This window comes from Mesorhizobium sp. M0663 (assembly GCF_040320585.1).
In the GTDB taxonomy this organism is placed as follows: Bacteria; Pseudomonadota; Alphaproteobacteria; order Rhizobiales; family Rhizobiaceae; genus Mesorhizobium.
The window spans coordinates 524,822-548,489 of sequence record NZ_JAMYPX010000003.1; the positions used below are offsets into that span (position 1 = coordinate 524,822).

General features: G+C 63.5%; 19 protein-coding genes. 8 read left to right on the forward strand and 11 right to left on the reverse strand.

Going from position 1 to position 23,668, the window contains the following annotated elements; all coding sequences use genetic code 11:
* Nucleotides 1–53: 53 nt before the first annotated feature.
* The 11 genes from NKI54_RS09075 to NKI54_RS09125 form a co-directional block, all read right to left on the reverse strand.
* On the reverse strand, nucleotides 54–1,310 hold the full coding sequence (locus NKI54_RS09075; protein WP_352691217.1) for a VWA domain-containing protein: 1,257 nt from the start codon (nucleotides 1,308–1,310) through the stop codon (nucleotides 54–56).
* A complete protein-coding gene (locus tag NKI54_RS09080) occupies nucleotides 1,303–3,561 on the reverse strand; it encodes a DUF5682 family protein (protein ID WP_352691219.1) in 2,259 nt (752 codons plus the stop codon). The genes NKI54_RS09075 and NKI54_RS09080 overlap by 8 nt, the downstream gene beginning before the upstream one ends.
* 4 nt (nucleotides 3,562–3,565) lie before the next feature.
* On the reverse strand, nucleotides 3,566–4,645 hold the full coding sequence (locus NKI54_RS09085) for an ATP-binding protein (protein ID WP_352691221.1): 1,080 nt from the start codon (nucleotides 4,643–4,645) through the stop codon (nucleotides 3,566–3,568).
* On the reverse strand, nucleotides 4,642–5,790 hold the full coding sequence (locus NKI54_RS09090; RefSeq protein ID WP_352691223.1) for a DUF5691 domain-containing protein: 1,149 nt from the start codon (nucleotides 5,788–5,790) through the stop codon (nucleotides 4,642–4,644). The genes NKI54_RS09085 and NKI54_RS09090 overlap by 4 nt, the downstream gene beginning before the upstream one ends.
* A 305-nt stretch (nucleotides 5,791–6,095) precedes the next feature.
* A complete protein-coding gene (locus tag NKI54_RS09095; protein WP_023676035.1) occupies nucleotides 6,096–7,496 on the reverse strand; it encodes an SWIM zinc finger family protein in 1,401 nt (466 codons plus the stop codon).
* A gap of 192 nt (nucleotides 7,497–7,688) precedes the next feature.
* On the reverse strand, nucleotides 7,689–8,969 hold the full coding sequence (locus NKI54_RS09100; protein WP_352634425.1) for an amylo-alpha-1,6-glucosidase: 1,281 nt from the start codon (nucleotides 8,967–8,969) through the stop codon (nucleotides 7,689–7,691).
* Between the two features lie 32 nt (nucleotides 8,970–9,001).
* A complete protein-coding gene (locus NKI54_RS09105; protein WP_352455248.1) occupies nucleotides 9,002–10,042 on the reverse strand; it encodes an ABC transporter ATP-binding protein in 1,041 nt (346 codons plus the stop codon).
* Between the two features lie 21 nt (nucleotides 10,043–10,063).
* Nucleotides 10,064–10,906: a carbohydrate ABC transporter permease gene (locus tag NKI54_RS09110; RefSeq protein WP_352691225.1), complete on the reverse strand. Its 843-nt coding sequence runs from the start codon at nucleotides 10,904–10,906 to the stop codon at nucleotides 10,064–10,066.
* Nucleotides 10,903–11,748: a carbohydrate ABC transporter permease gene (locus NKI54_RS09115; protein WP_352452410.1), complete on the reverse strand. Its 846-nt coding sequence runs from the start codon at nucleotides 11,746–11,748 to the stop codon at nucleotides 10,903–10,905. The genes NKI54_RS09110 and NKI54_RS09115 overlap by 4 nt, the downstream gene beginning before the upstream one ends.
* 75 nt (nucleotides 11,749–11,823) lie before the next feature.
* Nucleotides 11,824–13,092 carry an ABC transporter substrate-binding protein gene (locus NKI54_RS09120; protein WP_352691228.1) on the reverse strand — a complete coding sequence of 423 codons (1,269 nt, stop codon included), beginning with the start codon at nucleotides 13,090–13,092 and terminating at the stop codon, nucleotides 11,824–11,826.
* A 36-nt stretch (nucleotides 13,093–13,128) separates the two neighbouring features.
* Complete coding sequence (locus NKI54_RS09125) at nucleotides 13,129–14,172, reverse strand: LacI family DNA-binding transcriptional regulator (protein WP_352691230.1); 1,044 nt, start codon at nucleotides 14,170–14,172, stop codon at nucleotides 13,129–13,131.
* A 228-nt stretch (nucleotides 14,173–14,400) separates the two neighbouring features.
* On the opposite strand from NKI54_RS09125, the gene NKI54_RS09130 reads away from it, so the two are divergent.
* The 8 genes from NKI54_RS09130 to NKI54_RS09165 all read left to right on the forward strand — a co-directional run bounded on the left by NKI54_RS09130 (nucleotide 14,401) and on the right by NKI54_RS09165 (nucleotide 23,662).
* The gene (locus tag NKI54_RS09130; protein WP_023676028.1) at nucleotides 14,401–15,375 is read left to right on the forward strand and encodes a sugar-binding transcriptional regulator; all 975 of its coding nucleotides are present in this window, start codon (nucleotides 14,401–14,403) and stop codon (nucleotides 15,373–15,375) included.
* Nucleotides 15,376–15,419: 44 nt separating this feature from the next.
* The gene (locus NKI54_RS09135; RefSeq protein WP_352575563.1) at nucleotides 15,420–16,865 is read left to right on the forward strand and encodes an ABC transporter substrate-binding protein; all 1,446 of its coding nucleotides are present in this window, start codon (nucleotides 15,420–15,422) and stop codon (nucleotides 16,863–16,865) included.
* A gap of 152 nt (nucleotides 16,866–17,017) precedes the next feature.
* Nucleotides 17,018–17,941, forward strand: coding sequence for a carbohydrate ABC transporter permease (locus tag NKI54_RS09140; RefSeq protein ID WP_352452414.1), 924 nt, complete (start codon nucleotides 17,018–17,020; stop codon nucleotides 17,939–17,941).
* 9 nt (nucleotides 17,942–17,950) lie between these two features.
* Complete coding sequence (locus tag NKI54_RS09145; protein WP_023676025.1) at nucleotides 17,951–18,808, forward strand: carbohydrate ABC transporter permease; 858 nt, start codon at nucleotides 17,951–17,953, stop codon at nucleotides 18,806–18,808.
* A 4-nt stretch (nucleotides 18,809–18,812) separates the two neighbouring features.
* Complete coding sequence (locus NKI54_RS09150; protein ID WP_352502996.1) at nucleotides 18,813–19,931, forward strand: ABC transporter ATP-binding protein; 1,119 nt, start codon at nucleotides 18,813–18,815, stop codon at nucleotides 19,929–19,931.
* Complete coding sequence (locus NKI54_RS09155; RefSeq protein WP_352575565.1) at nucleotides 19,928–21,052, forward strand: ABC transporter ATP-binding protein; 1,125 nt, start codon at nucleotides 19,928–19,930, stop codon at nucleotides 21,050–21,052. The genes NKI54_RS09150 and NKI54_RS09155 overlap by 4 nt, the downstream gene beginning before the upstream one ends.
* The gene (locus tag NKI54_RS09160; RefSeq protein ID WP_352575567.1) at nucleotides 21,052–22,614 is read left to right on the forward strand and encodes an FGGY-family carbohydrate kinase; all 1,563 of its coding nucleotides are present in this window, start codon (nucleotides 21,052–21,054) and stop codon (nucleotides 22,612–22,614) included. Before NKI54_RS09155 ends, NKI54_RS09160 begins: the two co-directional genes overlap by 1 nt.
* Nucleotides 22,615–22,621: 7 nt before the next feature.
* Nucleotides 22,622–23,662, forward strand: a complete 1,041-nt coding sequence (locus NKI54_RS09165; protein ID WP_352691236.1) for a 2-hydroxyacid dehydrogenase — start codon at nucleotides 22,622–22,624, stop codon at nucleotides 23,660–23,662.
* Nucleotides 23,663–23,668 lie beyond the last annotated feature (6 nt).

The following is a 23,668-nucleotide window of genomic DNA, read 5'->3' on the forward strand; positions in this document are numbered from 1 at the left end:
GCCATGCACCGCTCCTGTGGAACAGGTCGACCATAGGCGCGGACCGCGTTTTGTCAAACTGTGGCAGTTGGTGATGGGTGGCTCGACGCCTGCGTTTCGGCGCGGACCACCTTGATGTCGGCGCCTGCCGCCCATGCTCCGATATCGTCGCGACGTAAGGCCGCAGCCATCATGTCCGGAAACAGATCCGGCGTGCAGGCAAAGACGGGAATACCAAGGGCTGCTACCGAGCCTGCCATTGTGGGATCGTAGCCGGGCCGGCCTTGATCGGTCAGCGCCAGAAGCACGACGACATTTACGCCGGATCGAACCAGCGCTGCCAGTCGCCGCAGCAGGTCCTGGCCATTGCCGCCTTCATAGAGATCGGTGATCAGCACCAGATGCGACTTGGTGGGCCGTTCGACACGGTCGGCGCAATAGGCGACCGCCTGATTGATGTCCGTGCCGCCGCCAAGCTGCACGCCGAACAGCACCTCGACGGGATCGCTGAGCTCTTCGGTCAGGTCGACGATCGCCGTATCGAAGCAGACAAGCTTCGTGCGCACAACCGGCAGCGAGGCCATCACCGCCGCGAAGATCGAGGCGTAGACCACCGAGCTTGCCATCGAGCCGGACTGGTCGACGCAGAGAACGACCTCATCCAGATCGACAAGCCGGCGCTGCTTGCGCATGAAGCCGACCAGTTTCTCCGGCACGATGGTCCTATGCTCGGGTTGATAGTGGCGAAGGTTCGCCGAAATAGTGCGCTGCCAGTCGATATCGCGTGCACGCGGGCGGTTGGTGCGTCTCGATCGATCGAGAGCGCCGCGTATCGCCTCGGCGGTCTTCTGCTCCAGCTTCTGCATCAGCTTGCCGACGATATCGGCAATGATCGTCCGGGCAATGTCCTTGGTCTTGGCCGGCATGACCGAGCGCAGCGAAATCAGGTCGGCGACGAGATTGACGTCAGCCTCGATCGCTTTGAGGAATTCCGGTTCCATCAGCATCTGCTTCAGGTCCAGCCGTTCGAACGCGTCCTTCTGGACGATCTGGACGACCTGCGCCGGAAAGAAGGAGCGAATGTCGCTCATCCATTGCGCGACGCGCGGCGCCGACCGGCCAAGGCCGCCACGCCGCTTGCGCGGGTCGGCAGAAGCGGCGCTAACGCCGTCGCCGTAGAGAGCGTCGAGTGCCGCCGAAAGCCGTTTGTCGTCGCTGGAAAGTGCCCCAGACGTTTCGTCATCGGCGCCGATCGCCAGTCGCCAGCGGCGCTCCCTTCCGCCATCGGAAGTGAGCGGGCCGGGTTCGTTCATTTCGGCCTCGTCATCCATTGCCGGTTTCTCCGTTGAGCAACGGTCCAAGCAGCCCCAGGTGCCGGCGCCATGCCTCGCCGCCATCCGGCGTCGGCGTCACGCCAGCCGGCAAGCGCGCCGCGCGGCCGAGGACCGCTTCGATCAGCCGGCGGCGTTCCATGCTGTCCAGATTGGAAAAGACACGGCGCAGCAGCGGTAGATGCGCAATGAAAGCATCTTCGTCCAGGGATCTGAGCCACCCATCGACCGCACCGCGCAGACCCTCGTCATAAATCAGCCGTTGACCGGCTGTGCTGAAGAAGCCCTCGAAGAACCCGGCCGCGTCAGTGACAGGCGTCCCCGGTGACAGGCGTCGCCCGAGCAGCCCGGCAGCGGCTTCGGCGGACAGGCGACCGGCTTCATACAGCAGGTGCGCGGCGCACCCGGCCAGCAGCGCCGTCGACCGTGACGCCTCCAGCACGGCCGCCAGCCCGTTGCGCCATCCGTCCAGCACGTCTTGGCCGGGTTCGACCAGCCTGATCGCCTCATGGGCCTTGCGCATCGCACCAACCAGTGTCGCGGCGGCCTGCTCATCCAGATCGCGCACAGCGTAGGGAAGCGCGATCGCACCTTCGACGATCAGCCGCTCCATGAGGCCGGACAGCCGGTCCGTTTGCGTTTTGCGGGCCTCGCCGTAGCGGACAATGTCGGCGAGCGGCGGCACCGACGCCAGGATCTCCAGGCATTCACTGCTGCGCGCCGCGCGTGCCTCCAACGCCGTGAGGCCGGCAGTAGATGCTTCCGACAAGTTTGCAGTGATGGCGCTCTGGACCAGTGCCGCAAGCGTATCGAGCGTCGCCGCCGTTTCGATCATCTGGATCAGGCGGCCATTGGCAGCCTTTTCGATGGTCGGCCCGTAGATCAGGTTCTCGACCAGACGAACGGCATATTCCGGTTCCCACGCTAGGGTCCACCGCTCGCGGAAGGTGCCACGGCTGCGACCGGCATCGGTCAGTCTGCCCCAATGCACACCAAGCACGTGCAGCCGATGCAGCAATGTCGAGCGAAACAGCCCGCTCTCGCTTCGCAGGTCGACCGACAGTTCCCGCTCCAGCGCCTCGGGTTTTAGGCGCGCCGCCTTTTGGCTACGCTGCAGATCCTCGATCAGCGGCGCCAGCGGTGTGTCGGGCGGAATTTCCCCTACGTCCGAACCCAGAAGCAGCTCGGCCTCAACCAACCTCCACAGCAACGCTTCGCCGTTGAAGAGGGCGGCGATCGCGGCGTCGCGCAATTCCTCAAATCCGGGTTTCGGTCGTTCGCGAATCGCGGCAAGCGTCCGGGCGAGCCGCTCCGCTTCGATCAACGAAGCGGTCGAGATCAGGTGACCCTTCGCCCGCAGCACGGCGGCGATCGTCGCAAGCCACAGGGTCGCCGCATCGCGCCGGCCGCGCGTGCGCCAGAGATGCTTGCACCAGCCCGGTGCGACGACGCCCGCGCCATAGCCGTATCCCAGCGCAAGGCGCGGTCCCGTCCACGGTGCCCATGTCATTGTGCTCTTGCGCCGGGCAATTCCCTTGATCAGGACCTGATCGTTTTTCTGAGTGTGGGTGGCCTGCAGCGCCGGCACATGCCATGCCCCGCAGACGACGGCGATCGGCCCGCCGAACTGATTACGCGCCTTGGCGATTTCGAGCCGCATATGCGCCTCGCGCTTGGCTTCGAACTGCGCGATCGGACCCTCACCATTCCGCAGTGTCGTCATCGCATCTGCGATGGCCGCAAATATGGGGCCGGGTTCCGGGTTCTGTTCAATGATGTCCGACCACCAGCTTTCGCCGTCCTCATAACCGGCGGCGTGTGCCAGCATGGCTATCGGATCACGCGGAAGCGGAGCCGCGTCACCATCCTCGGGGGCTTGGGTAGCTTCGGTCGCATCGGTGTCCTCCGCGCCACCGATCGCAGCAGTGGTGAACCGTGCCGATGACGGCAGGTCGATAAACTGCAACGTCGCCTTATTGCCCACAGCCCAAAGCGCCGCCTGGTATTCGGGCGAGAACTCGGCAAAAGGCCAGAAGCTTGTCGAAGCCGGATCGTCCTCCGGATAGCAAAGGAGCGCCACAGGCGGCTGCATTTCGGGGCGGGCCAGCATGGGCAGAAGCTCAGAGGCGTCGATCGGCCCCTCGATCAGCACGGCGACCGGGTTCAAATCCTGCAGTGCCTGCACCAGGCTGTCGGCGGAACCCGGCCCGTGATGGCGTATCCCGAAATAGGCAATGTCGCCGTGGCCCATGGCGTCAGATCGCTGCGTTCAGCGCCGCGTAATAGCCGGCATAGTCGGCCCGCTTCTTGAGCACTGTTTCCAGATATTCCTCCAGCACCACCTTGTCCTGCACCGGATCCTTCACGATCGCGCCGACAAGGCTGGCGGCGAGACCTTCGGCGCCGAGCTTGCCACTGTCGAACCACGCCGCCTGGCTGAGCCCGCCAACCATCGTGGCGATCGCTTCTGCGGTCGACAGCGAGCCGGAAGGCGTCTTCAGCGTCACCTTGCCGTCGGCAGTCGCACCGGAGCGCAATTCGCGGAAGATGGTCAGCACACGGGCGATCTCCTCGCCGACATTTTTCGGCACCGGCAGGTCGAGTCCGCCAGCCATCTCGTCGACCCGTTTGGAGACGATCGCCACCTCTTCGGCCATGTCTTCCGGCAATGGCAGCACCACGACATTGAAGCGACGCTTGAGCGCCGAGGAGAGGTCGTTGACACCTTTGTCGCGGTTGTTTGCCGTGGCGATAATGTTGAAGCCGCGCTGGGCGTAGATCGAGGTGTTCAATTCCGGGATAGGCATCATCTTTTCGGAAAGCACGGTGATCAGCGTGTCCTGCACGTCTGAGCCCATGCGGGTCAGTTCCTCCAGCCGGCAGAGCTTGCCGTTCTGCATGGCTCGGTAGAGCGGCGTCGGCACCAACGCTTCCTGGCTCGGGCCCTTTGCCAGTAGCTGCGCATAGTTCCAGCCATAGCGGATCTGGTTCTCGTCGGTGCCGGCCGTGCACTGCACGATCAGCGTCGAGTCGCCCATGATGGCGGCGGCAAGATGTTCAGACACCCAGGACTTGGCGGTTCCGGGAACGCCGAGCAGCAAGAGTGCACGGTCGGTGGCGAGCGTCGCTACCGCGGTTTCCATCAACCGGCGGCGACCGACATATTTTGGCGTTACCAAGGTGCCGTCACCGGCCTTCCCGCCTAGCAAATAGGTCAGCACAGCCTGTGGCGACAGGCTCCAGCCGGCAGGCCTCTGCCGGTCGTCATCGCGCGCCAGCGCCTGCAATTCCGAAGCGTAGGCCTGCTCGACCGGGAGGCGGATGGCTGCGTTCATTTTGCTGTTCTCCGGATTGGTGATGTGTTGGTTCCAGGCCCCGCCAGTGATGCGTTGAGACGTAGAAGCCCGAGTGAAGGAGCCGCGGGCGGCACGCCCGCCGCGACCATGTCGTCGATCAATTTCGCTGCCGTGGTCGCGGTGGCAAGGAAGCCGATCGTCTCCAGTACATCGTCGAGACCCCGCCGCGCGGCGTCGTCTTTTCCGCCGGCGGCGGAACGCAGTGCGGCGAGCGCCTGTCCATTCGTCAGGTCGTCCCATTCCAGCCAGTCGACATCGATGCCTTCCGCCAGGTTGATCATGCCAAGATAAGTTGTCTCCTTGAGGATCAGCCTGATGAGGACACGCTTTCTGCGGCTGTCCAGGCGCGGCATGAGGTGAAGCACGAACAGCGCCGGTTTGCCGCCTTCGGCGATAAGTGTATCCGCCATCTGCGTAAGGGCGGCTTCGCTCCCTGAGGCGGCGACCATTCGTGCGATCAGGATGTCGGCTTTATTGTCGGCACCGAATTGCCAGCCTCCTATGAATTCGGCTTCCGTAGTGTTGAACCGTTCGGCAACCTCGACGAGGTTGCATATCTCGAACAGTTCGGCGCGGCGTTGCTCCTGCGCTTGGGATTTTAGTTTTGCTGGAGTGTAGATCGTCCGGCGGCGGATGAAGCCCGATCTGCCTTCAGTGATAAAGGCGGCGAGTTCGGCTACGGGATCGTCCGGTCCACCGTCGCTCGGGCGAACGTGCTCTCCTAATCTTGCCAGCAGCCGGCCAGCCAGTTCGCGCACCTTGCCGGACCTGTCGGCGGAAAGGCTTTTCAGGAAAGGCACGTCCTCGGCACTCAGGCCGAAGCGCATAAGCTCGACCAGCGCAAGTCTGACTTCCGCCGGTTCGCCCGACGCCTTGGCTTCGATCAACATTCGAGCCGATGTCGGGTCACTACGGCGCATATCGGCAAGGGCCAAGCGTCGCGCGGCGGGATAGAACTCATCCCAGTTTTCCGCAGTCAGTTTCTCTTGTGGGGCAAGCCTTTCCCCGTTCATGCTTGCTTGCCAGTCTACCCATGGTGCGTAGACGTCAGGGCTGTTCTGATCCGAGGGCATCCAGTCCATGGGATGGAGCACAAAGCCGCGGCTGGCGACGAGCGCCGCCACGCGTGCCTTTCGCCTCGCGTCGGCGGCGTGCTTCAGAGCGGCTCTCAATAACGGCCGAAATCGTGCCGGCAGAATGGGCAGGGCAAGTCTGGGCAGCGGCGGACGACGCTTGAGTGTCGTCGGCGCGGCCGGCCGCAGCGCGACGTCGAGCGCTTGTGCTGCGATTGCCAGGAGCCGGCGCTCCTGTTCGTCGGGACTTGCACCGCCGGCGATTGCCTTCCATCCGGCCGGAGCCAGATCGAACGTAGCACCGCCGGTGATCCAGCAATCGCGCATTGCCGCCAGGCCTGTTTGCTCGCTTTCGTTCACGCCAGATCAAGCCTCCCGAACTCGCTTTGCGCCGCCAGAAGCTCAAGCCGGGCGCCGTTCCAGAGCGCTGCCGTGGCTGCAAGGTCGAGGCCGAGCAAGGTTTGATCTACCGCGCCGGCGATCGGCAAGGCGATCCCCTGCGGTTCATCCTCCGCCTGCCACCATGCCGTGCCCCGATCGTCGAGCAGGATAGCACCGGGCGGCAGCATGAGGGGACAATCGGCGATCCAGGGCGCGGCGTCCTGATGGGAAGCATGCGTGGCGAGCGGATCCTTCGCGGTGCCAAAAGCAAAATCGGGCCACGCGCCGGGCACAACCTCCCCCATGCGCTCCACCACGAGGGCGCGGAGCGGCAGGCGTGATGGATAAAACACCAGTCGGGCATTGAAACGGTCGCCTGGTGCAAAAGCGTTGGACCGGCGCCCGGCCGAAGCCGGGAAAAAGTCGAGCAGCACGGCAAATTGCGGGGTGGCGCTTTTCAAATCGAGCAGCCAGGTCGAATGGCTGACCAGACCATCGCGGCGGCTCTCGATCTTCTCGCCGAGAACTTCCCAGAGGCTTTCAACCTGTCTTGCATCCGGACTGCTGAGAACCTGTTCGCGGGGTTCCGACGTTGATACGAGGCGCTTCAGCTCGGGGTCGTCGGGCTCCGACCGCCACGCCTTGGCCAGCAGCACGAGCTTGCCGAGCTCGCGGATTGCCGCATCAGACCGTTCCTCGCTGCGCAGCGCCATCAGCCGCGACGGAATCTCGTCGATACGGCCGGCGAGCGCGGCTGCCTTCATATCGACCAGCCGCGCAGCAATCCGCCGGCAACGGTCGCTGCTGGCGTCGACAAACCCGGACAGACCGAGCCGTAACTGGTCGGCAATCCACTGGTCAAGCTCATCGAGCCCAGCCGACACTGCTTCTCGTGTGCTTTCCGCCCGCTTGCGCTGCGCCGCCTCGCGACGCTCCAGCGCCGCGATGTCTTCAATGGCGGTGCTCTCGTCGGCTTGTGAGGCTTCGCCGATGCGCTTGGCTTCCGCACCGGGTACCGGTTGCGCCGGCTGTGGCGTTGTCTTCCTGCGTCGGCCAAGCCAGTCATTCACCCATTCCGGCGTGGTATTGGCAGCGGCAAAACTGGCTGGCGCGGTGGCGGCAATCCACATCAGGGCCAGAGTGTGCTTGCATGGGAATTTGCGCGAAGGGCAGGTGCATTTGTAGCCGTGATCACCCGTGTCGACCACCACTCGATAAGGATTGGAGCCGGAGCCCTGGCATTCGCCCCAGATGAGCGCCTGCTGCTCATGCTTTTCGAGCCGCGGCCAGTTCGTTCGTTTGGTGAGCTTGGAGGCGGCGCTCAGCGACGCCTGATCGGGAGCAAGCGCCTCAATGGTTTTCAGATCGAATTCCAAGCCGCGCTTCTCCCCGCCCCGACGCAGTATAGATAGCGGTTTGTGAAGAATTATTATAGCTCTGGCATGGTGAAGATTGGCATGCCTTGGCCCTGTTTTGATGGGCCGGGACATGCCTCAGACGCAAATGGGGTCGACTGTTATTCGGCAGACAGAACGGGCTTTGGTAGCCGGCGGCCTAGGCGGAAGCGTTCAGGCTCTGCCCTTCAGGAACTCGATCACCATTGCCGCGGTCCAGGTGAAGCGATTGCCGCCGAGCGGCTCGCCGCTGAGGGGATCGTAATATTCGGCAAAACCGCTCTCGGCGATCAGCTCGAGACTGGATTGCGTGATCCGTTGTGCGATTTGGCTGTGGCCGGCGGCGGCAAGGCCGTCGGCGATCATGTAGTTGACCACCAGCCAGACCGGGCCGCGCCAGTAGCGCTTTGGGTCGAAGCGCCCATCCTCAGGATCGTGCGACGGGACGATGTAACGCGCTTTGCCGGCGATGCGCTCGATCGTTGCAGCGATGGTCGCTGCCCGGCTTTCCGGGATGGCCGAAAATACCGACAGAATGCCGCCGACCGACGCGCTGTCAACATGCTTTCCGGCCACTCGGTCGAAACAAATGTACTGGCCATGCGCGTCGCTCCACAGCCGTTCCATTGCCGAAAGCCCCTTTTCGGCACGGGCGCGATTGGCTTCTGCGATTTCGGTTTCGCCAAGTGCCTCGGCGAGATCGGCAAGGTCGGCGGCGGAACGGATCAGGATGGCGTTGAAGCCGGGATCGACGACCTGGAATGGCGAGGCATCGTGCAGCCGGGCATTATCCCAGCCAAGCCCGCGGAAATGCTGCAACAGCCAGACATAGCGGTCATACTGTGCCTTGGTTGGACGATGCGCCGGATCGGCGTGCAGGATGTCGCGGCGGGTGTAGGGCTCGACGCCTTCGGTCGGCACGCGCTCGAACGCCTCGTCCCAGTCGATCGAGTTGTCGCGGCCGGACTCCCATGGGTGGATTATGGCGACCAGCCCTTCGCCGTCCGGGTCGCGATTTTCGTAGAACCAGCGGTGCCAGGCATCGATTTTCGGCAACAGCGCGCGGGCGCGCTCGGCCGCCAGGGCCTTGTCCTTGGCCTGGTCGAACAAGCGGCGCACGGCAAAGCCGGCGACCGCCGGCTGGGTGATGCCGGAGGTGGCAGTCGGGCGGTTGGTTCGCCAGACCTCCGGCCCGGGGAAATAGCCGTCGCTCCAGACATGGAAGACGATGTGCGGCACCATGCCGTCTGGCCATTGGTGGGCGAACAGCGTGTCGATCTCGGTCCAGGCGCGCGCCTCGTCATAGTGGGCAAGGCCGAGCGCGGTCAGGCAGGAATCCCAGTTCCACTGAAACGGGTAGAGCCCCTTGGTCGGTATGGTATAGGTGCCTTGGTCATTTTCCCTGAGCACCTCGACGGCGCGGGCGATGGTTTCGTCGACAGCAAGAGATATCATCGGGGCGTTCGTACTTTCAGAATCGAAGGGGATCAAAGGGCGTTGGTGGTTTCGGGATCGAACCAGCGGATGCGATCGGGTTTGGGCGAAAGCCGCAAGTGATCGCCGACGGCGACCGTGGCATTCGATTCGAGGATGGCGCGGAACAGGCCGCCCTCGACGTCGCAGGTGACCAGCGTGTGCGGTCCGAGCGGCTCGACAACGCGCACGGTGGCGTTAATACCTTCGTTGCCGGCGTCCACATCCTCGGGGCGAATGGCGAATTCTATCGTCTGCTTGTCCGATTTGGGGCCGGGCAGCGTCAGCCCGGCGACGGTCCAACTGCCGTCGGCCGTCTTCGTCGCCGGGATGAAATTCATCGGCGGGTTGCCGATGAAGGAGCCGACGAAGCGGGCCGCCGGATTGCGGTAGACCTCTACCGGCGAGGCGGCCTGGACGATACGGCCCTGATGCATGACGGCGATGCGGTCGGCGAGGCTCATCGCCTCGACCTGGTCGTGGGTAACGTAGATGGTGGTGGTCTTGGACGCCGCGAGCACACCTTTGAGCTCGGCGCGCATTTCGAGCCGCAGCAGCGCGTCTAGGTTGGACAGCGGCTCGTCCATCAAGATCACGTCAGGCTCCATCGCCAGGGCCCGGGCCACAGCCACGCGTTGGCGCTGACCGCCGGAAAGCTGGCCCGAATAGCGCTTCAAAAGCTGTTCGATATGCATGAGCTCGGCGGTGCGGTTGACGCGCCCGTCGACCTCCTGCTGCGGCAGCTTCTTCATGCGCAGGCCGAAGGCGATATTCTCGAATACCGTCAGGTGCGGAAACACGGCGTAATTCTGGAACACCATGGCGATGCCGCGTTCGCGCGGCGGCAGATGGTCGACGCGACGGCCGCCGATCCAGACCTCGCCCTGGCTTGGCGTTTCCAGCCCGGCGACGATCCTCAGCAGCGTGGTCTTGCCGCAACCCGAGGCGCCAAGCAGCACCATGAATTCCTGGTCGGCGATGGTCAGGTCGATCGAATGCAGCGCGGTGAAGCCGCCGAAACGTTTTGCCACCTGCTTGATGACGATCTCAGCCATCGGCGTTCTCTTTTATGCGCGTCATCGGTTGGCGATCCCCCACATGGCGAACAGATATTTGCGAACGGCGAAGATGAAGATCAGCGCCGGAATGACCAGTGCCGCGCCACCGGCAAATTTGAGGTAGAGCGGCGATTCGCCGAGGCTCTGCAACAGGAAGGCGGTCAGCGTCCGGTTCTCTATGGTGAGCACTGCGGCAGCAAACACCTCGTTCCAGGAGATGGTGAAGGCAAACACCGCCGACGCCGCGATGCCCGGCAGCGCCAGCGGCAGAATGACTTTTCGGAATGCCTGCAATCTCGTGCAGCCGAGCGTCCAGGCCGCCTCCTCCAGCTCGACGGGAATGCCGGAGAACAGCGAGAAGGTGATCAGCACCGCAAACGGCAGCGCCAGCGTGGTGTGGACCAGCGCCAGCCCGATCGCGGTGTCGTCGAGGCCCGTGCGGATGAACATCACCGCCAGCGGCAGCGCCAGCAGCGGCAGCGGGAAGGCGCGGGTCATCAGCACAAGGAAACGGAACGTTTCCTTGCCCGGGAATTCGAAGCGCGACAGCGCGTAGCCCGCGGGTGCGCCGAAGCCGATCGAGAGGAGCATCGTCAGCGTGGCGACGAGAACGGAGTTCCACAGCGCCTTGGCGACGCCGGCGAAATTGATGAAGAAAGAAAGGCTGCCGAAATCGAATGACGGGAAGAAGCGCTTGGGAAAGGCGGTCACCTCTTCCGGCGACGACAGCGCGTTGACGATCAACAGATAGATCGGCAGCAGCACCCAGACGCAAAGCAGGATGACCGTTGCGACCAGCAACCAGTTGCCGGCTTTGCGGGCCTCAGGCGCGGCAATCGAGATCTCCGCGACAGTGCTCATATGCGAGTCTCCTTCGGCACACGCAGCACCCGCAGGAAGAACAGCGTGAAGCCGATCGAGATGGCGAGGATGAACAGCGCCATGGCGGCGGCGACATTGTGGTCCTGCAGCGTGAACTGCCAATTGTAGGTCTCGCCCATCAGCACCGGCAGATTGGTGCCGCCGAGTGCTGCAACCACGGCAAAGACCTCAAAGGCAAGGATGACGCGCAGGATGATCGCCGTCTGCAGGCTTGGGCGCAGCAGAGGCAGCGTGATCTTGATGAAGCGCTTCCACGGGCTAGCGCCAAAAACCTCCGCCGCCTCGTAGTATTCCCGGGGGATCAGCCCCATGCCGGCGACCAGAATGACCATCATGATGGCGGTCGCGCGCCAGATCTCGGCCAGCGCCACGGCGATGAAGATCGTCAGCTTGCTCTGGTAGCCGAGGAACATGACCGGCCTGTCGATGACGCCGAGATTGGAGAGCAAGGTGTTCAGGAAGCCGGACTGGTCGAAGATGGCGAGCCAGATCAGCCCGGCGGCGAGATCGGAGATGCCGAGCGGAATAGCGAAGATGTAAAGCGCAGCGCTGCGCCCGGTTTCAAGCCGCGACACCACCGTTGCCATCAGCAGCGCCATCACCAGTTGGATCGGCACGACGATGGCGCTCAGCAGCAGCGTATTGCGGACAGTGACCGGAAACTTCCAGCTGCCCGCCATGGTGCGGAAATTGTCGAGCGTAAAGCCGCCGTCGCGGGTGAACGCCTCGAAGGCGACCAACACGAACGGGTAGAGGAAAAAGACACAGAGGAACAGCGTCGCCGGCGTCAGCAGCAGATAGGGCAGGGCCTTGCTGTGCATGGAGCGCTCTCTATTCGAAGCTTCAAAAGGGGTGGGCGCCCGGCGCGCTGGAAATCCGGACGCCCGGGAGGATTCTTAATCGACCGGGCAGGCGCCTTGCGAGGGCTTGTCGGGCGCCCAGCATGGCGCCTTCGCCTGATCGATGATCGCCTTCAGCGCCGTCGCCTGTTCGTCGAGCACGCCGTGCACATCCTCGCCGCCGAGCACGATGCGCTCGAAGCTGTCGGTGTAGACCTGGTTGAACTTGCCGCCGAGGCCGCCAAGTCCCATCGGCAGCAGCGCCGGCAACGCATCGGGAGCTCCGGTCATGGTGGCGATCACTGGGCTGAAGGCCTTCACCGAGGCCGGCATGTCGTCGGGCAGCTTGACGTCGACGATGGGAAAGAAGTTTGTCGCCTTCAGCGTCGCGATCTGGGTTTCCGGTTTCAGCATATAGGCAACCAGCGCCTTGGCCTTGTCCATGTCAGGCGAGGTCTTCGGGATAGCGACACCGGCCACCACCGGCATGTAGCCGCGGCCTGCCGGGCCAGCCGGCGCCGGGAAGGCGACAAACTCGTCGGGTTTCTGGTTGAAGGCGTCGGCGAGGCGCGCCACGTGATCGAATGCCACCCAGACTTCGCCGGTCAGCAGCGGCTCCTGCATGAAGGCATAGTTGGTCGAATTCGGGTTGGTGTATTGCCACAATTCCTTGAACTTATTCCACGCCGTCTCGGCCTCCGCCGAGCGGAACTTCGTCACCATCGAGCCGGTATACGATGGAAGGAGAAAACCCTCGAAGAAACGGTGCTTCAGCCCTTTCGGGCCGGCCGGAAAACCGAATTTGGGCGAACCGGTCTTTTCAGCGATGTTTTTCGCCCACTCGATCAGTTGGTCATAAGTGATGGTGTTGAGATCGGTGCCGGCCGGCAGATATTGCAGCGCCTGTTTGTTGGCCGCCATCAGGAAGGTGGCCTGCATCCATGGCAGGTACTTCTGCTCGCCGGTGCCGAGCATGCCGAGCTTCTTGTAGGTCTCGTTGACCTTGACGCCACCGAGATCGACGCCAGAGAGATCGACAAGGTTCGCGCCGACGGTGGAGAAGTCTCCGTGCAGGCCGCCGAGCACGCCTATGGTGCCGGAGCCGGCCTGCAGTTCGGCCTGAAGGCGGGTGAGCCAGGGCCCGTCCTCGGCGACCTGATAGTCGACCTGGCCGTCAAACCCCTTCAGCACTTCGCTGCGCATCTTCTGTGTCTCTTCCACTGGTCGCGCCTGTGTCGACCAGAACAACACCTGCTGGGCTTGTGCTGCGCCGGCAGCAAGCGACAACGCCAGCACCGCACCTGCCAATGTCCTCAACGCATTCATCGTCGTCTTCCTCCCTGGTTGTGCGCCGCTAAGGCGTCAGTTCCGTCCTGTGGGTGCCGGGCCATGGCTTGCCCGCGAGACAAGTGTCGGCCGGACCAGCCGCGTCAGTGGCGAGTCCGGCCTGTCGCCGATGACGGTCAGCAGCATCTCGCCGATCTCGCGCGCGCACAGGCGGATCGAGGCGTCGAAAGTGGTCAGCCCCGGCGGCGCATAGGCGGAGGCGGCTATGTTGTCGAAGCCGATCACCGAAAGGTCGCGAGGAATGGCAAGTCCGGCGCGCCCCGCCTCTTCCATCACAGTCAGCGCCAGCTCGTCGAACAGCGCGACAATCGCCGTCGGCCGCTCGGTGGCGTGCAGAAGCCGGTTGATTGCCTGGATGCGGGCACCGCGATCGAAACGCGGCGCCGTCGCCACATCGCGCGTGACGGCGGGACCCCCCCGGCGGGCGATCGCGGCGGCGAGCCCGTCCTGTCTGAGATGGCGAAATGTCATCGGCTCGGAAATCGTCACCAGGCCGAAATGGCGGTGTCCGAGATCGTAGAGCATGTCGAAGGCCTCGCCGAATGCGTGCGCGCCATCGGTATCGAGCCAATGGTAGGCAAAGTCGCCGTCGAGCAGCCGGCCATGCGCGACGAACGGGAAATTGCGGTGACGCAGATAGGCAAGCCGCTCGTCGACCTCGGCGATGCGGGTGACGACGACCCCATCGGCGCGTCCGGATTCGACGACATGGCGAAGCACGGAAAGTTCCGACTGGCCCTGCGCCGCTGCGGCCAGGATCAGGTCGGAGCCGTGCGAAACCAACCCTTCGCCGAGCCCGGTGACGAATTCGCCGAGGAAGGAATCGACCAGATTGGGGCCGCGGATCGGAAGCACCATGCCGACAAAGCCGCTGCGGCCGGAGACCAGCGTGCGGGCTGCGGTGTTCGGCACATAGCCGGCCTGATGCGCAGCCTCGGCGACACGTTGGCGCGTTTTCAAGGCAATTTGCTCGTGACCGGCAAGGGCGCGCGAAACGGTGGTAATCGACAGGCCGAGCTGCGCAGCAAGTTCCTTGAGGGTGGTAACGCGGGCCGGCATCGTTCCTCCCGAACGAAGTTTTGAAACGTTTGTAATCACTTCAAGCGAAATTGCAAACGTTTTAAATGGCGCGCGGTCGGTGTTATTTCTTGCCCGTTGGTTAGCGCGGCCCTATTCGGCCCCGGCCGGCAAGCTCCTGGCCGGAGATTTAAACGCAGCGGTTGCTTGACTCGGGCGACGCCTTGTGAAAAATTTTGCAGCAACTGATAAAAATATCAAAGGGCGGAAATGGTTGGTTTTGGCAACGGCCTGCTGCGCGACGATGAGACCGGCATGGCAGCCCGTGCCGCCTGGCTTCACTATGCCGGCGGCCTGACCCAGTCGGAGGTCGCCAAACGGCTTGGCCTGACCAGTCTCAAGGCGCATCGCCTGATCACCAAGGCCAATCAGGAAGGCCTGGTCAAAGTCTACATCGACGGCGAAGTCTCAGAATGCGTGGAGCTTGAGGATGAGTTGTCCGGCCGGTACGGCCTCGACTACTGCGAGGTGGTGCCGGACTTCGATGCCGAAGACCTGCCGCTCAAGGCGCTCGGCATTGCTGGCGCGCAGTTTCTCAAGCGCGAGATCGAACGCGGCGAAGAGGCGCTGATCGGCGTCGGCCACGGCCGCACGCTTGCCGCCTGCGTGGAATATCTGCCGCGCATATCGGCCGGCAGGATCCGTTTCGTCTCGCTGCTTGGCGGCCTGACGCGCAAGTTCTCGGCCAATCCGCATGACGTCATCCACCGCGTCGCCGAGCGGACTGGTGCGGAGGCCTATGTGATGCCCGTACCGATGTTCGCCAACACGGTCGAGGATCGAACGGTGTTGCTCGGGCAGAAAGGCGTCAGCGATGTCTTCGACCTCGCCAAGTCCGCCGACCTGCTCATCGCCGGCATCGGCACCGCCGAACGTGAGGCCTCGCTTGTCGCCACCGGTATGATCGAGAAGGGCGAGATGGAGGAGATCCGCCGCAACGGCGGTGTCGGCGAACTGCTCGGCCATTTCTTCGACGATGCCGGAAAGGCCGTTGCGACGACGCTTTCCGACCGGGCGCTGGCACTGGCGCGCGAAGACATCAGCAACCGCAGGATTGTCGCCGTCGCCGGCGGCAAGGTGAAGGTTCGCGCCATCAAGTCAGTGCTGGAGGGCCGTTATCTCAAAGGCTTGATAACCGACGAGCGGACGGCGCGATCGCTCGTGGAACAGACGCCGGTCGGGTAGCCGGCAACCATTTCGTTGAAACTACCCTGTGGAGGAGAAGAGAAATGCATGAGAAAGAGAAAGACCTCATCGACGCATTCCTGCGTGGACAAGTCGACCGCCGTGGGCTGATCAAGGGCCTCGGTGCAATGGGCCTTGCCGCCAGCACCGCCGGCACACTGCTCAATTTCGGGCAGACCCGCGCCCTGGCGGCTGATTTCGACTGGCAGGCGCATAAGGGCAAAACCATCAAGCTGCTGCTCAACAAGCATCCTTACGCCGATGCGATGATTGCCAACCTCGACAATTTCAAGAAGCTGACCGGCATGGAAGTCGTCTATGACGTGTTCCCCGAAGACGTCTATTTCGACAAGGTTACCGCCGCGCTGTCGGCCAGCTCGCCCGAATACGATGCCTTCATGACCGGCGCCTACATGACCTGGACCTACGGTCCGGCCGGCTGGATCACCGACCTCAACGAATGGATCAAGGATTCGGCCAAGACCAACCCGAAATATGCCTGGGACGACTTCCTGCCCGGCGTCAGAAAGTCCTGCGCCTGGAACGGCCAGCCGGGCGGAGTGCTCGGTTCGGAAGACGCCAAGCAGTGGTGCATTCCGTGGGGCTTCGAGCAGAACAACATCACCTACAACAAGGGCATGTTCGACAAGGTCGGCGTCAGCGTTCCCGGCAATATGGATGAGATGGTCGCTACGGCGGCGAAGCTCACCAAGGACGTCGGTGGCGGCGTCTACGGCATCGGCGTGCGCGGCTCGCGCTCCTGGGCGACGATCCACCCGGGATTCCTGTCGGCTTACGCCAATTTCGACCAGAAGGACCTGAACGTCTCGGCTGACGGCAAGCTGTCGGCCGCGATGAGCACCGCCGAATCCAAGGCTTTCCACAAGCAGTGGGTCCAGATGATCCAGGAGAGCGGCCCGAAGGACTGGTCGACCTACACCTGGTATCAGGTCGGCACCGATCTCGGTGCAGGTGCTTCGGCGATGATTTACGACGCCGACATCCTTGGCTACTTCATGAATGGCGGCGACAACAAGATGGCCGGCAAGCTCGCCTTTTCGGCATTCAAGGCCAATCCTGCCGCCAAGGCGCCGACGCCCAATATCTGGATCTGGTCGCTGTCGATGTCCAACTTCTCCAAGGACAAGGACGCCACCTGGTACTTCATGCAATGGGCATCCGGACCCGAGCATGCATTGTTCGGTGCGACCAAGATGGACTTCGTCAATCCGGTTCGTCAGTCGGTCTGGAACGACGAGATGTTCCGCGAGAAGCTGAACAAGAGCTATCCGGGTTATGTCGAGATGTTCGACGTCTCGGCGCCGGGCGCCAGCATCAAGTTCACCCCGCAGCCGCTGTTCTTCGATCTCACCACCGAATGGGCGGCGACGCTGCAGAAGATGGTGGCCAAGGAAGTGCCGGTCGACGAGGGTCTCGACAAGCTGGCCGAGAGCATCAACAGCCAGCTCAAGGAAGCCGGGCTCGGCTAACCCGCGGCCAAGGCTGGCCCGTCCGCGGGCCAGCCTTTGAGATGTGATACGTTTGCGACGCGGTCCCGAAAGGTGCCGCCTGCTCGCCCGACCGGCCGCCTTGCTCCCTTGGGCGGCCGGGACGGCGAAGCAACAGGATGACGGAGCAGCCGATGACTGCGGCGACAATACAAAGAAACAGGCCGTCGGGCTTCAGGATCAGCAAGCGGGTGCTGCCCTATCTCCTCAGCCTGCCGGCTCTGCTGGTCTGCATCGGCATCCTGATCCCGTTCCTGACGTCGGTGGTCTATTCGTTCCAGCGCTACCGGTTGAGCCAACCCTGGGCGCGGCAGTTCAACTGGGGCGACAACTATATCTCCTTCTTCACCGACCCGAAGTTCTGGAACACGCTGGAGATCTCGCTGCTCTACGCCGGCATCACCGTTGTGCTTGAACTGCTTCTCGGTCTCGGCATCGCCATGCTGCTGCAAAAGCGCTCGACGCTGAACAACTTCATCTCGATCATGCTGCTGATGCCGCTGATGACGGCGCCGGCGCTCGCCGCGCTGATGTGGAAGCTGATGACCAATCCCGGTTTCGGCGTGCTCAGCTATCTCGCCAGCCTGATCGGGTTGCAGGATTTCCGCTGGGCCTCGTCTCCGTCGACGGCGCTGCTCACCGTCGTGCTCGTCGACATTTGGGTCTACACCCCCTTCATCATGATCCTGCTGCTTGCAGGCCTGCGCAGCCTGCCGACGCAGCCCTTCGAGGCGGCAGCACTCGACGGCGTGCCACGCAGCTTCGTCTTCTTCCGCATCACACTGCCGATGCTGACCCCCTACATCCTGACGGCGACCCTGTTCCGCCTGCTTGATTCCATCCAGCAGTTCGACATCATCTACGCCATGACGCAGGGCGGTCCGGGCGACACGCTGACCGTGTTCCAGGTCGAGGCCTATCTCAATTTCTTCCAGTCGACCAATGTCGGCCGCTCGGCGGCACTGATGATCATCCTGTGGGCGATCACCTATTTCCTCTCGAACATTTTCATCAAGAACTGGCTGCGACTGCGCGAACGCGCCCGCGGCCAGGCATAGGAGGCTGGCGTGGAACACACCTCGCTTCTCGAACGCATCCTGCGCGGCATTGCCCTGGCGCTGGTCGTGATCTTCTTCATGTTCCCGATCGTCTGGATCCTGATGATGTCGTTCCAGACCAATGAGACAATCCTGCGGATTCCGCCGCAGCTTGTCTTCGAGCCGACGCTCGCCAACTACACTGCCTTGATCACCGGCAAGCTGATGACGGCGGCCGGCACGCTCGACATCGCCTTCATGCGCAACCTCTGGAATTCCGTCTTCCTGTCGGTCACCTCGGTTGCCGTCGCGTTGCTGCTCGGCGTTCCGGCGGCCTACGCCTTTGCGCGGCACAAATTCCGCGGCTCGGAGGACATTGCCTTTACGCTGCTGTCGTTCCGGTTTGCGCCGGCGCTGCTGGTGCTCCTGCCGCTCACCCTCTATTTCCAGAAGCTCGGGCTGGCCAACACCTATATCGGGCTGATCTGGGTCTATCAGTTGATCTGCCTGCCGTTGATCCTGTGGATTGTGCGCGGCTATTTCGAGGACATTCCCGCCGACATCGAATACGCCTACCGCATTGCCGGACATTCCTGGTTTGCCACCTTCCGCAAGATCGCGCTGCCGCTCGCCGGCCCAGGCATTGCCGCTGCCGGTCTGCTCGCCTTCATCTTTGCCTGGAACAATTTCGTTTTTGCGCTGGTGCTCGCCTCGGCCGACAAGCAGCCGGTGACGGTCGGCGCGCTCGCCTTCATCACCTCCTCGGGCATCCAGTATGGCCAGATCTCGGCGGCGATCGTGCTGTCGATCACGCCAACGCTGGCGCTCGCGCTCTATGCGCAACGCTATCTCGTCGAAGGCCTGTCGCTTGGCGCGGTGAAAGGATAGTCCGATGGCAAGCCTCGAACTGCGAAACATCGTCAAGCGCTATAAAAGCCAGACTGTTCTCGACAATCTGTCGCTGACCGTCGCCGACGGCGAAACGCTGGTCCTGTTCGGGCCGTCCGGCGCCGGCAAGACCGTGCTGCTGCGGCTGGTGGCCGGCGTCATCGACCCCGACGAGGGAAAGATACTCATCGGCGGCGAGGACATGACCGATCTCGACGCCGAGTTCCGCGGCGTCGGCATGGCATTTCAGAACTTCGCGCTGTTCCCGCATATGACGGCGTTCGATAACATTGCGACGCCGCTGCAGGCGAAGCACTCATCGCAAGGCACGATAAAGACCGGCGTCGAGAGCGTCGCCAAGCTGTTGAAAATCGGCCATGTGCTCAGCCACAAGCCGCGGGCGCTGTCCAATGGCCAGAAGCAACGCACCGCGCTTGCCCGCGCCCTGGTCGGCTCGCCGCCGCTGCTGCTGCTCGATGATCCCTTGCGCAACGTCGATGCCAAATTGCGCTTCGAAATGCGGCTGGAATTGCCAAGACTGCTGGCGGATCGCGGCGCGACCGTCATCTACGTCACCCAGGACTACAAGGAAGCGATGGCGCTCGGCGACCGCATCGCGGTGATGTCGCAGGGCGTCGTCAAACAGCTCGGCACGCCCGAGCAGATCTATCGCGAGCCGGCCAATGTCGAGATTGCCCGGCTGTTCGGCGACCCGACCATCAACCTTCTGGACGTCAAGCCGGCGCGGGACGCCAAGGGCATCTATGTCGGCCTGTCCAACGTCCAGGTCCATCTTGCCGGCGCTCATGAGGCGGCGGTCGGCCGTGACTGCGTGATCGGTTTGCGGCCGGAGGCGCTGGCGTTTGTCGATGAACGCACGCTCGGCGCCATCCCGGTGACGGTCGAGGCCGAGACGCCGCTCAACGAGAAGATCGTCACGCTGGTGCGCACCGTGCGCGGCCGTGAAATTCTGGTTTCGCGTCCTTCCGGGACACCGGGCCAATCCGAGGGCAAGGTCTACATTGCCGTCGACAGTAAAAGCGCCCTTTTGTTCGATCGCACAAGCGGCGAGCGCATCGGCTCGAAAAACGTCGTCAATTTGCGCAGCGGAGAAGCGGCATGAGCCCGACCGCAATCACCATTTCGGGCGTCGACAAATTCTACGGTCCGATCGACCGTGGCGTACATGCCGTCAAGAACCTGACGATGGAAATCGCCAAGGGCGAGATCGTGGCGCTGCTCGGCTCGTCCGGCTGCGGCAAGACCTCGACATTGCGTATGATCGCAGGCTTCGAAGAGGTCTCGCGCGGTAGCATCTCGGTTGCCGGCCGCAAGGTGCACACGTTGCCGCCGGTCAGGCGCAACGTCGCAATGGCTTTCGAGGGTTATTCGCTCTACCCGCCGCTGACCGTGCGCGAGAACATGGCCTTCGCGCTCAAGGCCGCCAGGCTGGCGAAGAGTGCGGTCGATGCAAAGGTTGCCAACATCGCCAAGCTGCTCGAGATCGAGGACATTCTCGAGCGCTATCCGAGCTCGATCTCCGGCGGCCAGCAGCAGCGCGCCAGCCTCGGCCGGGCGCTGATCCGCGAGGCCGACCTGCATCTGCTGGACGAGCCGATGGGCCAGCTTGAGCCGCAGCTTCGCGCCGTGCTGCGCGGCCGCATCAAGCATTTCATCAAGGAGCGTGGCCTGACCGCGATTCTGGTCACCCACGACCAGACCGAGGCCAATGCGCTGGCCGATCGCATCGCTGTCATGGAGGGCGGCGTGCTGCAGCAGTTCGATACGCCTGACAGGCTCAAGGAGCGACCGGCAAACCTGTTCACCGGCACCTTCGTTGGCGAGCCGCCGATGAATGTCTTCGAGGCCTATGTCGGCACGGCTGCCGACAAGATCAGTCTCAAGCTGCCCGACGGGCTTTCGCTCGACTACGACAAGGATGCGTTCAGCGGCCCGGTTCGCGACGAATTGCTCAACCGGCAGCGCGTCGTCATCGGCGTCAGGCCCTATGCGGTCCGCCGCTCGAAGGATGGTGTGCCGGCGACGGTTTCGGCCAATCAATGGCTCGGCGACCAGACCCATATCGCCGCCGATTTCGCCGGCGGTTCGCTGGTCCTGGTCGAACATGACCGAACCCGCTTGGAGCTTGGCGCGCCGATCAAGATCAGCATCGATCCGAAAAACCTTCACGTCTTCGATCAGGCGAGCGGCAATGCCATTTCGCACGGCACGGAGCTTGCTTGATGCAGGATGTGCTGATCGGCATCGACGCCGGCACGTCTGTCATAAAATCCGTCGCCTTTGACACGGCGGGCAGGCAGATCGCGTCCGCCGCGCTGCCCAATAAATACGAGACACTGCCGGGCGGCGGCGCCGAGCAGGACCTGACACGCACCTGGGCCGATACCGCGATGACCTTGCGCGAGCTTGCCGACAAGGTGCCGGATCTCGCCAGCCGGACCATTGCCATCGCCGTGACCGGGCAGGGCGACGGTACCTGGCTGATCGACAAGGATGGCGAGCCGGTTGCCAAGGGCTGGCTGTGGCTCGACGCGCGCGCTGCCGCGGTCGTCGAGGAGATCCGCGCGCGGCCGGAGGACCGGCTGCGCTTCGAAAAGACCGGCAGCGGGCTCGCTGCCTGCCAGCAGGGATCGCAGTTCGTGTTCATGAAGCGCCACATGCCCGCGATGCTTGCCAATGCAGCGACGGCGTTCCACTGCAAGGACTGGCTCTATTTCAAGTTGACCGGCCACCGCGCCACCGACCCGTCCGAGGGCACCTTCACCTTCGGCGACTTCCGCACGCGCGGCTATTGCGATGATGTGCTCGAGGTACTCGGCGTCACCGATCTCCGGCATCTGTTGCCGCCCATCGTCGATGGCACCAGGCAAAGCACCTCGCTGTCGGTGGCAGCAGCCGATGCGACCGGCCTGCTCGCCGGCACACCGGTCGTTCTGGCCTATGTCGATGTCGCCTGCACGGCGCTTGGCGCCGGCCTGTTCGATCGCGAGCGCAAGCCGGGATGCTCGATCATCGGTTCCACCGGCATGCATATGCGGCTTGCCGAAACACCGGACGAGGTGCTGCTCAACGAGGCTGCAACCGGCTACACGATGACGATGCCGGCACCGGGCGTCTTTGCGCAGATGCAGTCGAACATGGCGGCAACGCTCAACATCGACTGGGTCCTTGGCCTCGCCTCCGGCATTCTCGCCTCGCAAGGCATCACGCGGACCAATGGCGAGATGATCGCACTGGTCGACCAGTGGATATCGTCGTCCGAGCCAGGCTCGCTGCTCTACCAGCCGTATGTCTCGGAGGCGGGCGAGCGCGGCCCGTTCGTCGATGCCAATGCCAGGGCCGGCTTCGTCGGCATTTCGTCCAGGCACGGCTATGCCGACATGGTTCGTGCGGTGTTCGAGGGGCTGGCTTTCGCGGCACGCGATTGCTACGCCGCCATGGGGCCACTGCCCAAGGAAATCCGCCTGACCGGCGGAGCGGCCAGGAGCCCGGCTCTGCGCAAGATCCTGGGTGCTGCGGTCGGAGCCGACATTCGCACCAGCGAGCGCGAGGAGGCCGGTGCTGCGGGCGCCGCAATGATTGCTGCGGTCTGCGTCGGCCAATACGCATCGATGGACGATTGCGTCAGCGAATGGGTCACGCCTTTGCTCCGTACGGCCGAACCCAGCGATCGGAAACTTGCCGCTGCCTATGAGGCGATGGCTCCGTCCTACACATTGGCGCATGAGGCGCTGCGGCCGGTCTGGCGCTCGATGGCCGCGTCCAGGCAAACCGACGTGAATTGAGAAGAGCATGCCCAAGAAAATTGCGATCATCGGCGACCGCTTCATGCTTCCGGAAGTGTTTCGCGAGAAAATCGAGGCGGCCTGCGGCGACAATCTCGACATCCGCAGCATTGAGACCGCTTGGCCCGACGAGCCGATGCAATTCGGCAATGCCGCGCTTGGTCTGGACAAGGTCAAGGAGTATTTCGGCGATCCCGACGAGGTGGTGGATTTCATCGGCGACGCCGAAATCTTCGTCACCCAGCTTGCGCCGCTCTCCGAAAGCATGATGCAGCGCCTGCCCACGCTCAAGCTGGTTGCGGTCTCGCGCGGCGGACCGATCAACATCGACATGGCCGCCGCCAAGGCCCACGGCATCACCGTGGTCAATGTGCCCGGCCGCAACGCCAGCGCCGTGGCCGAGTTCACCATCGGCGCCATTCTCGCTGAAACGCGGCTGATCCGCGTCGGTCACGAAGCCTTGCGCAAGGGCGAATGGCGCGGCGATCTCTACCGCGCCGATCGCACCGGCCGCGAGCTCAACGAAATGACCGTCGGCGTCATCGGCTACGGCAATATCGGCACCAGGCTGGTTCGCCTGCTGCGCGCCTTCGGCTGCCGCATCCTGGTTTGCGATCCCTATGTGCAATTGAGCGCCGAGGACCGCAATGCCGGCGTCGAACTGGTTGCGCTGGACGATCTGCTGTCGCGCTCCGATGTGGTCACGCTGCATTCCCGGGTCACCGAGGAGACGCGCGGCCTGATCGGCAAGAACGCCATCGCCCGGATGAAACCCGGCGTAATCTTCGTCAATACCGCGCGCGGACCGCTGGTCGACTACGATGCGCTCTACGAGGCGCTCGTCTCGGGACACATCGGCAGTGCTATGCTGGAGACGTTCGCCGTCGAGCCGGTGCCTGCCGACTGGCCCTTGCTGCAGCTGCCGAACGTGACACTGACGCCGCATATCGCCGGCGCGTCGGTACGCACCGTGACCTACGCGGCCGAGCAGGCGGCGGAGGAAGTGCGCCGCTTCATCGCCGGCCTGCCTCCGGTCAACCCGTGCTGACGACAG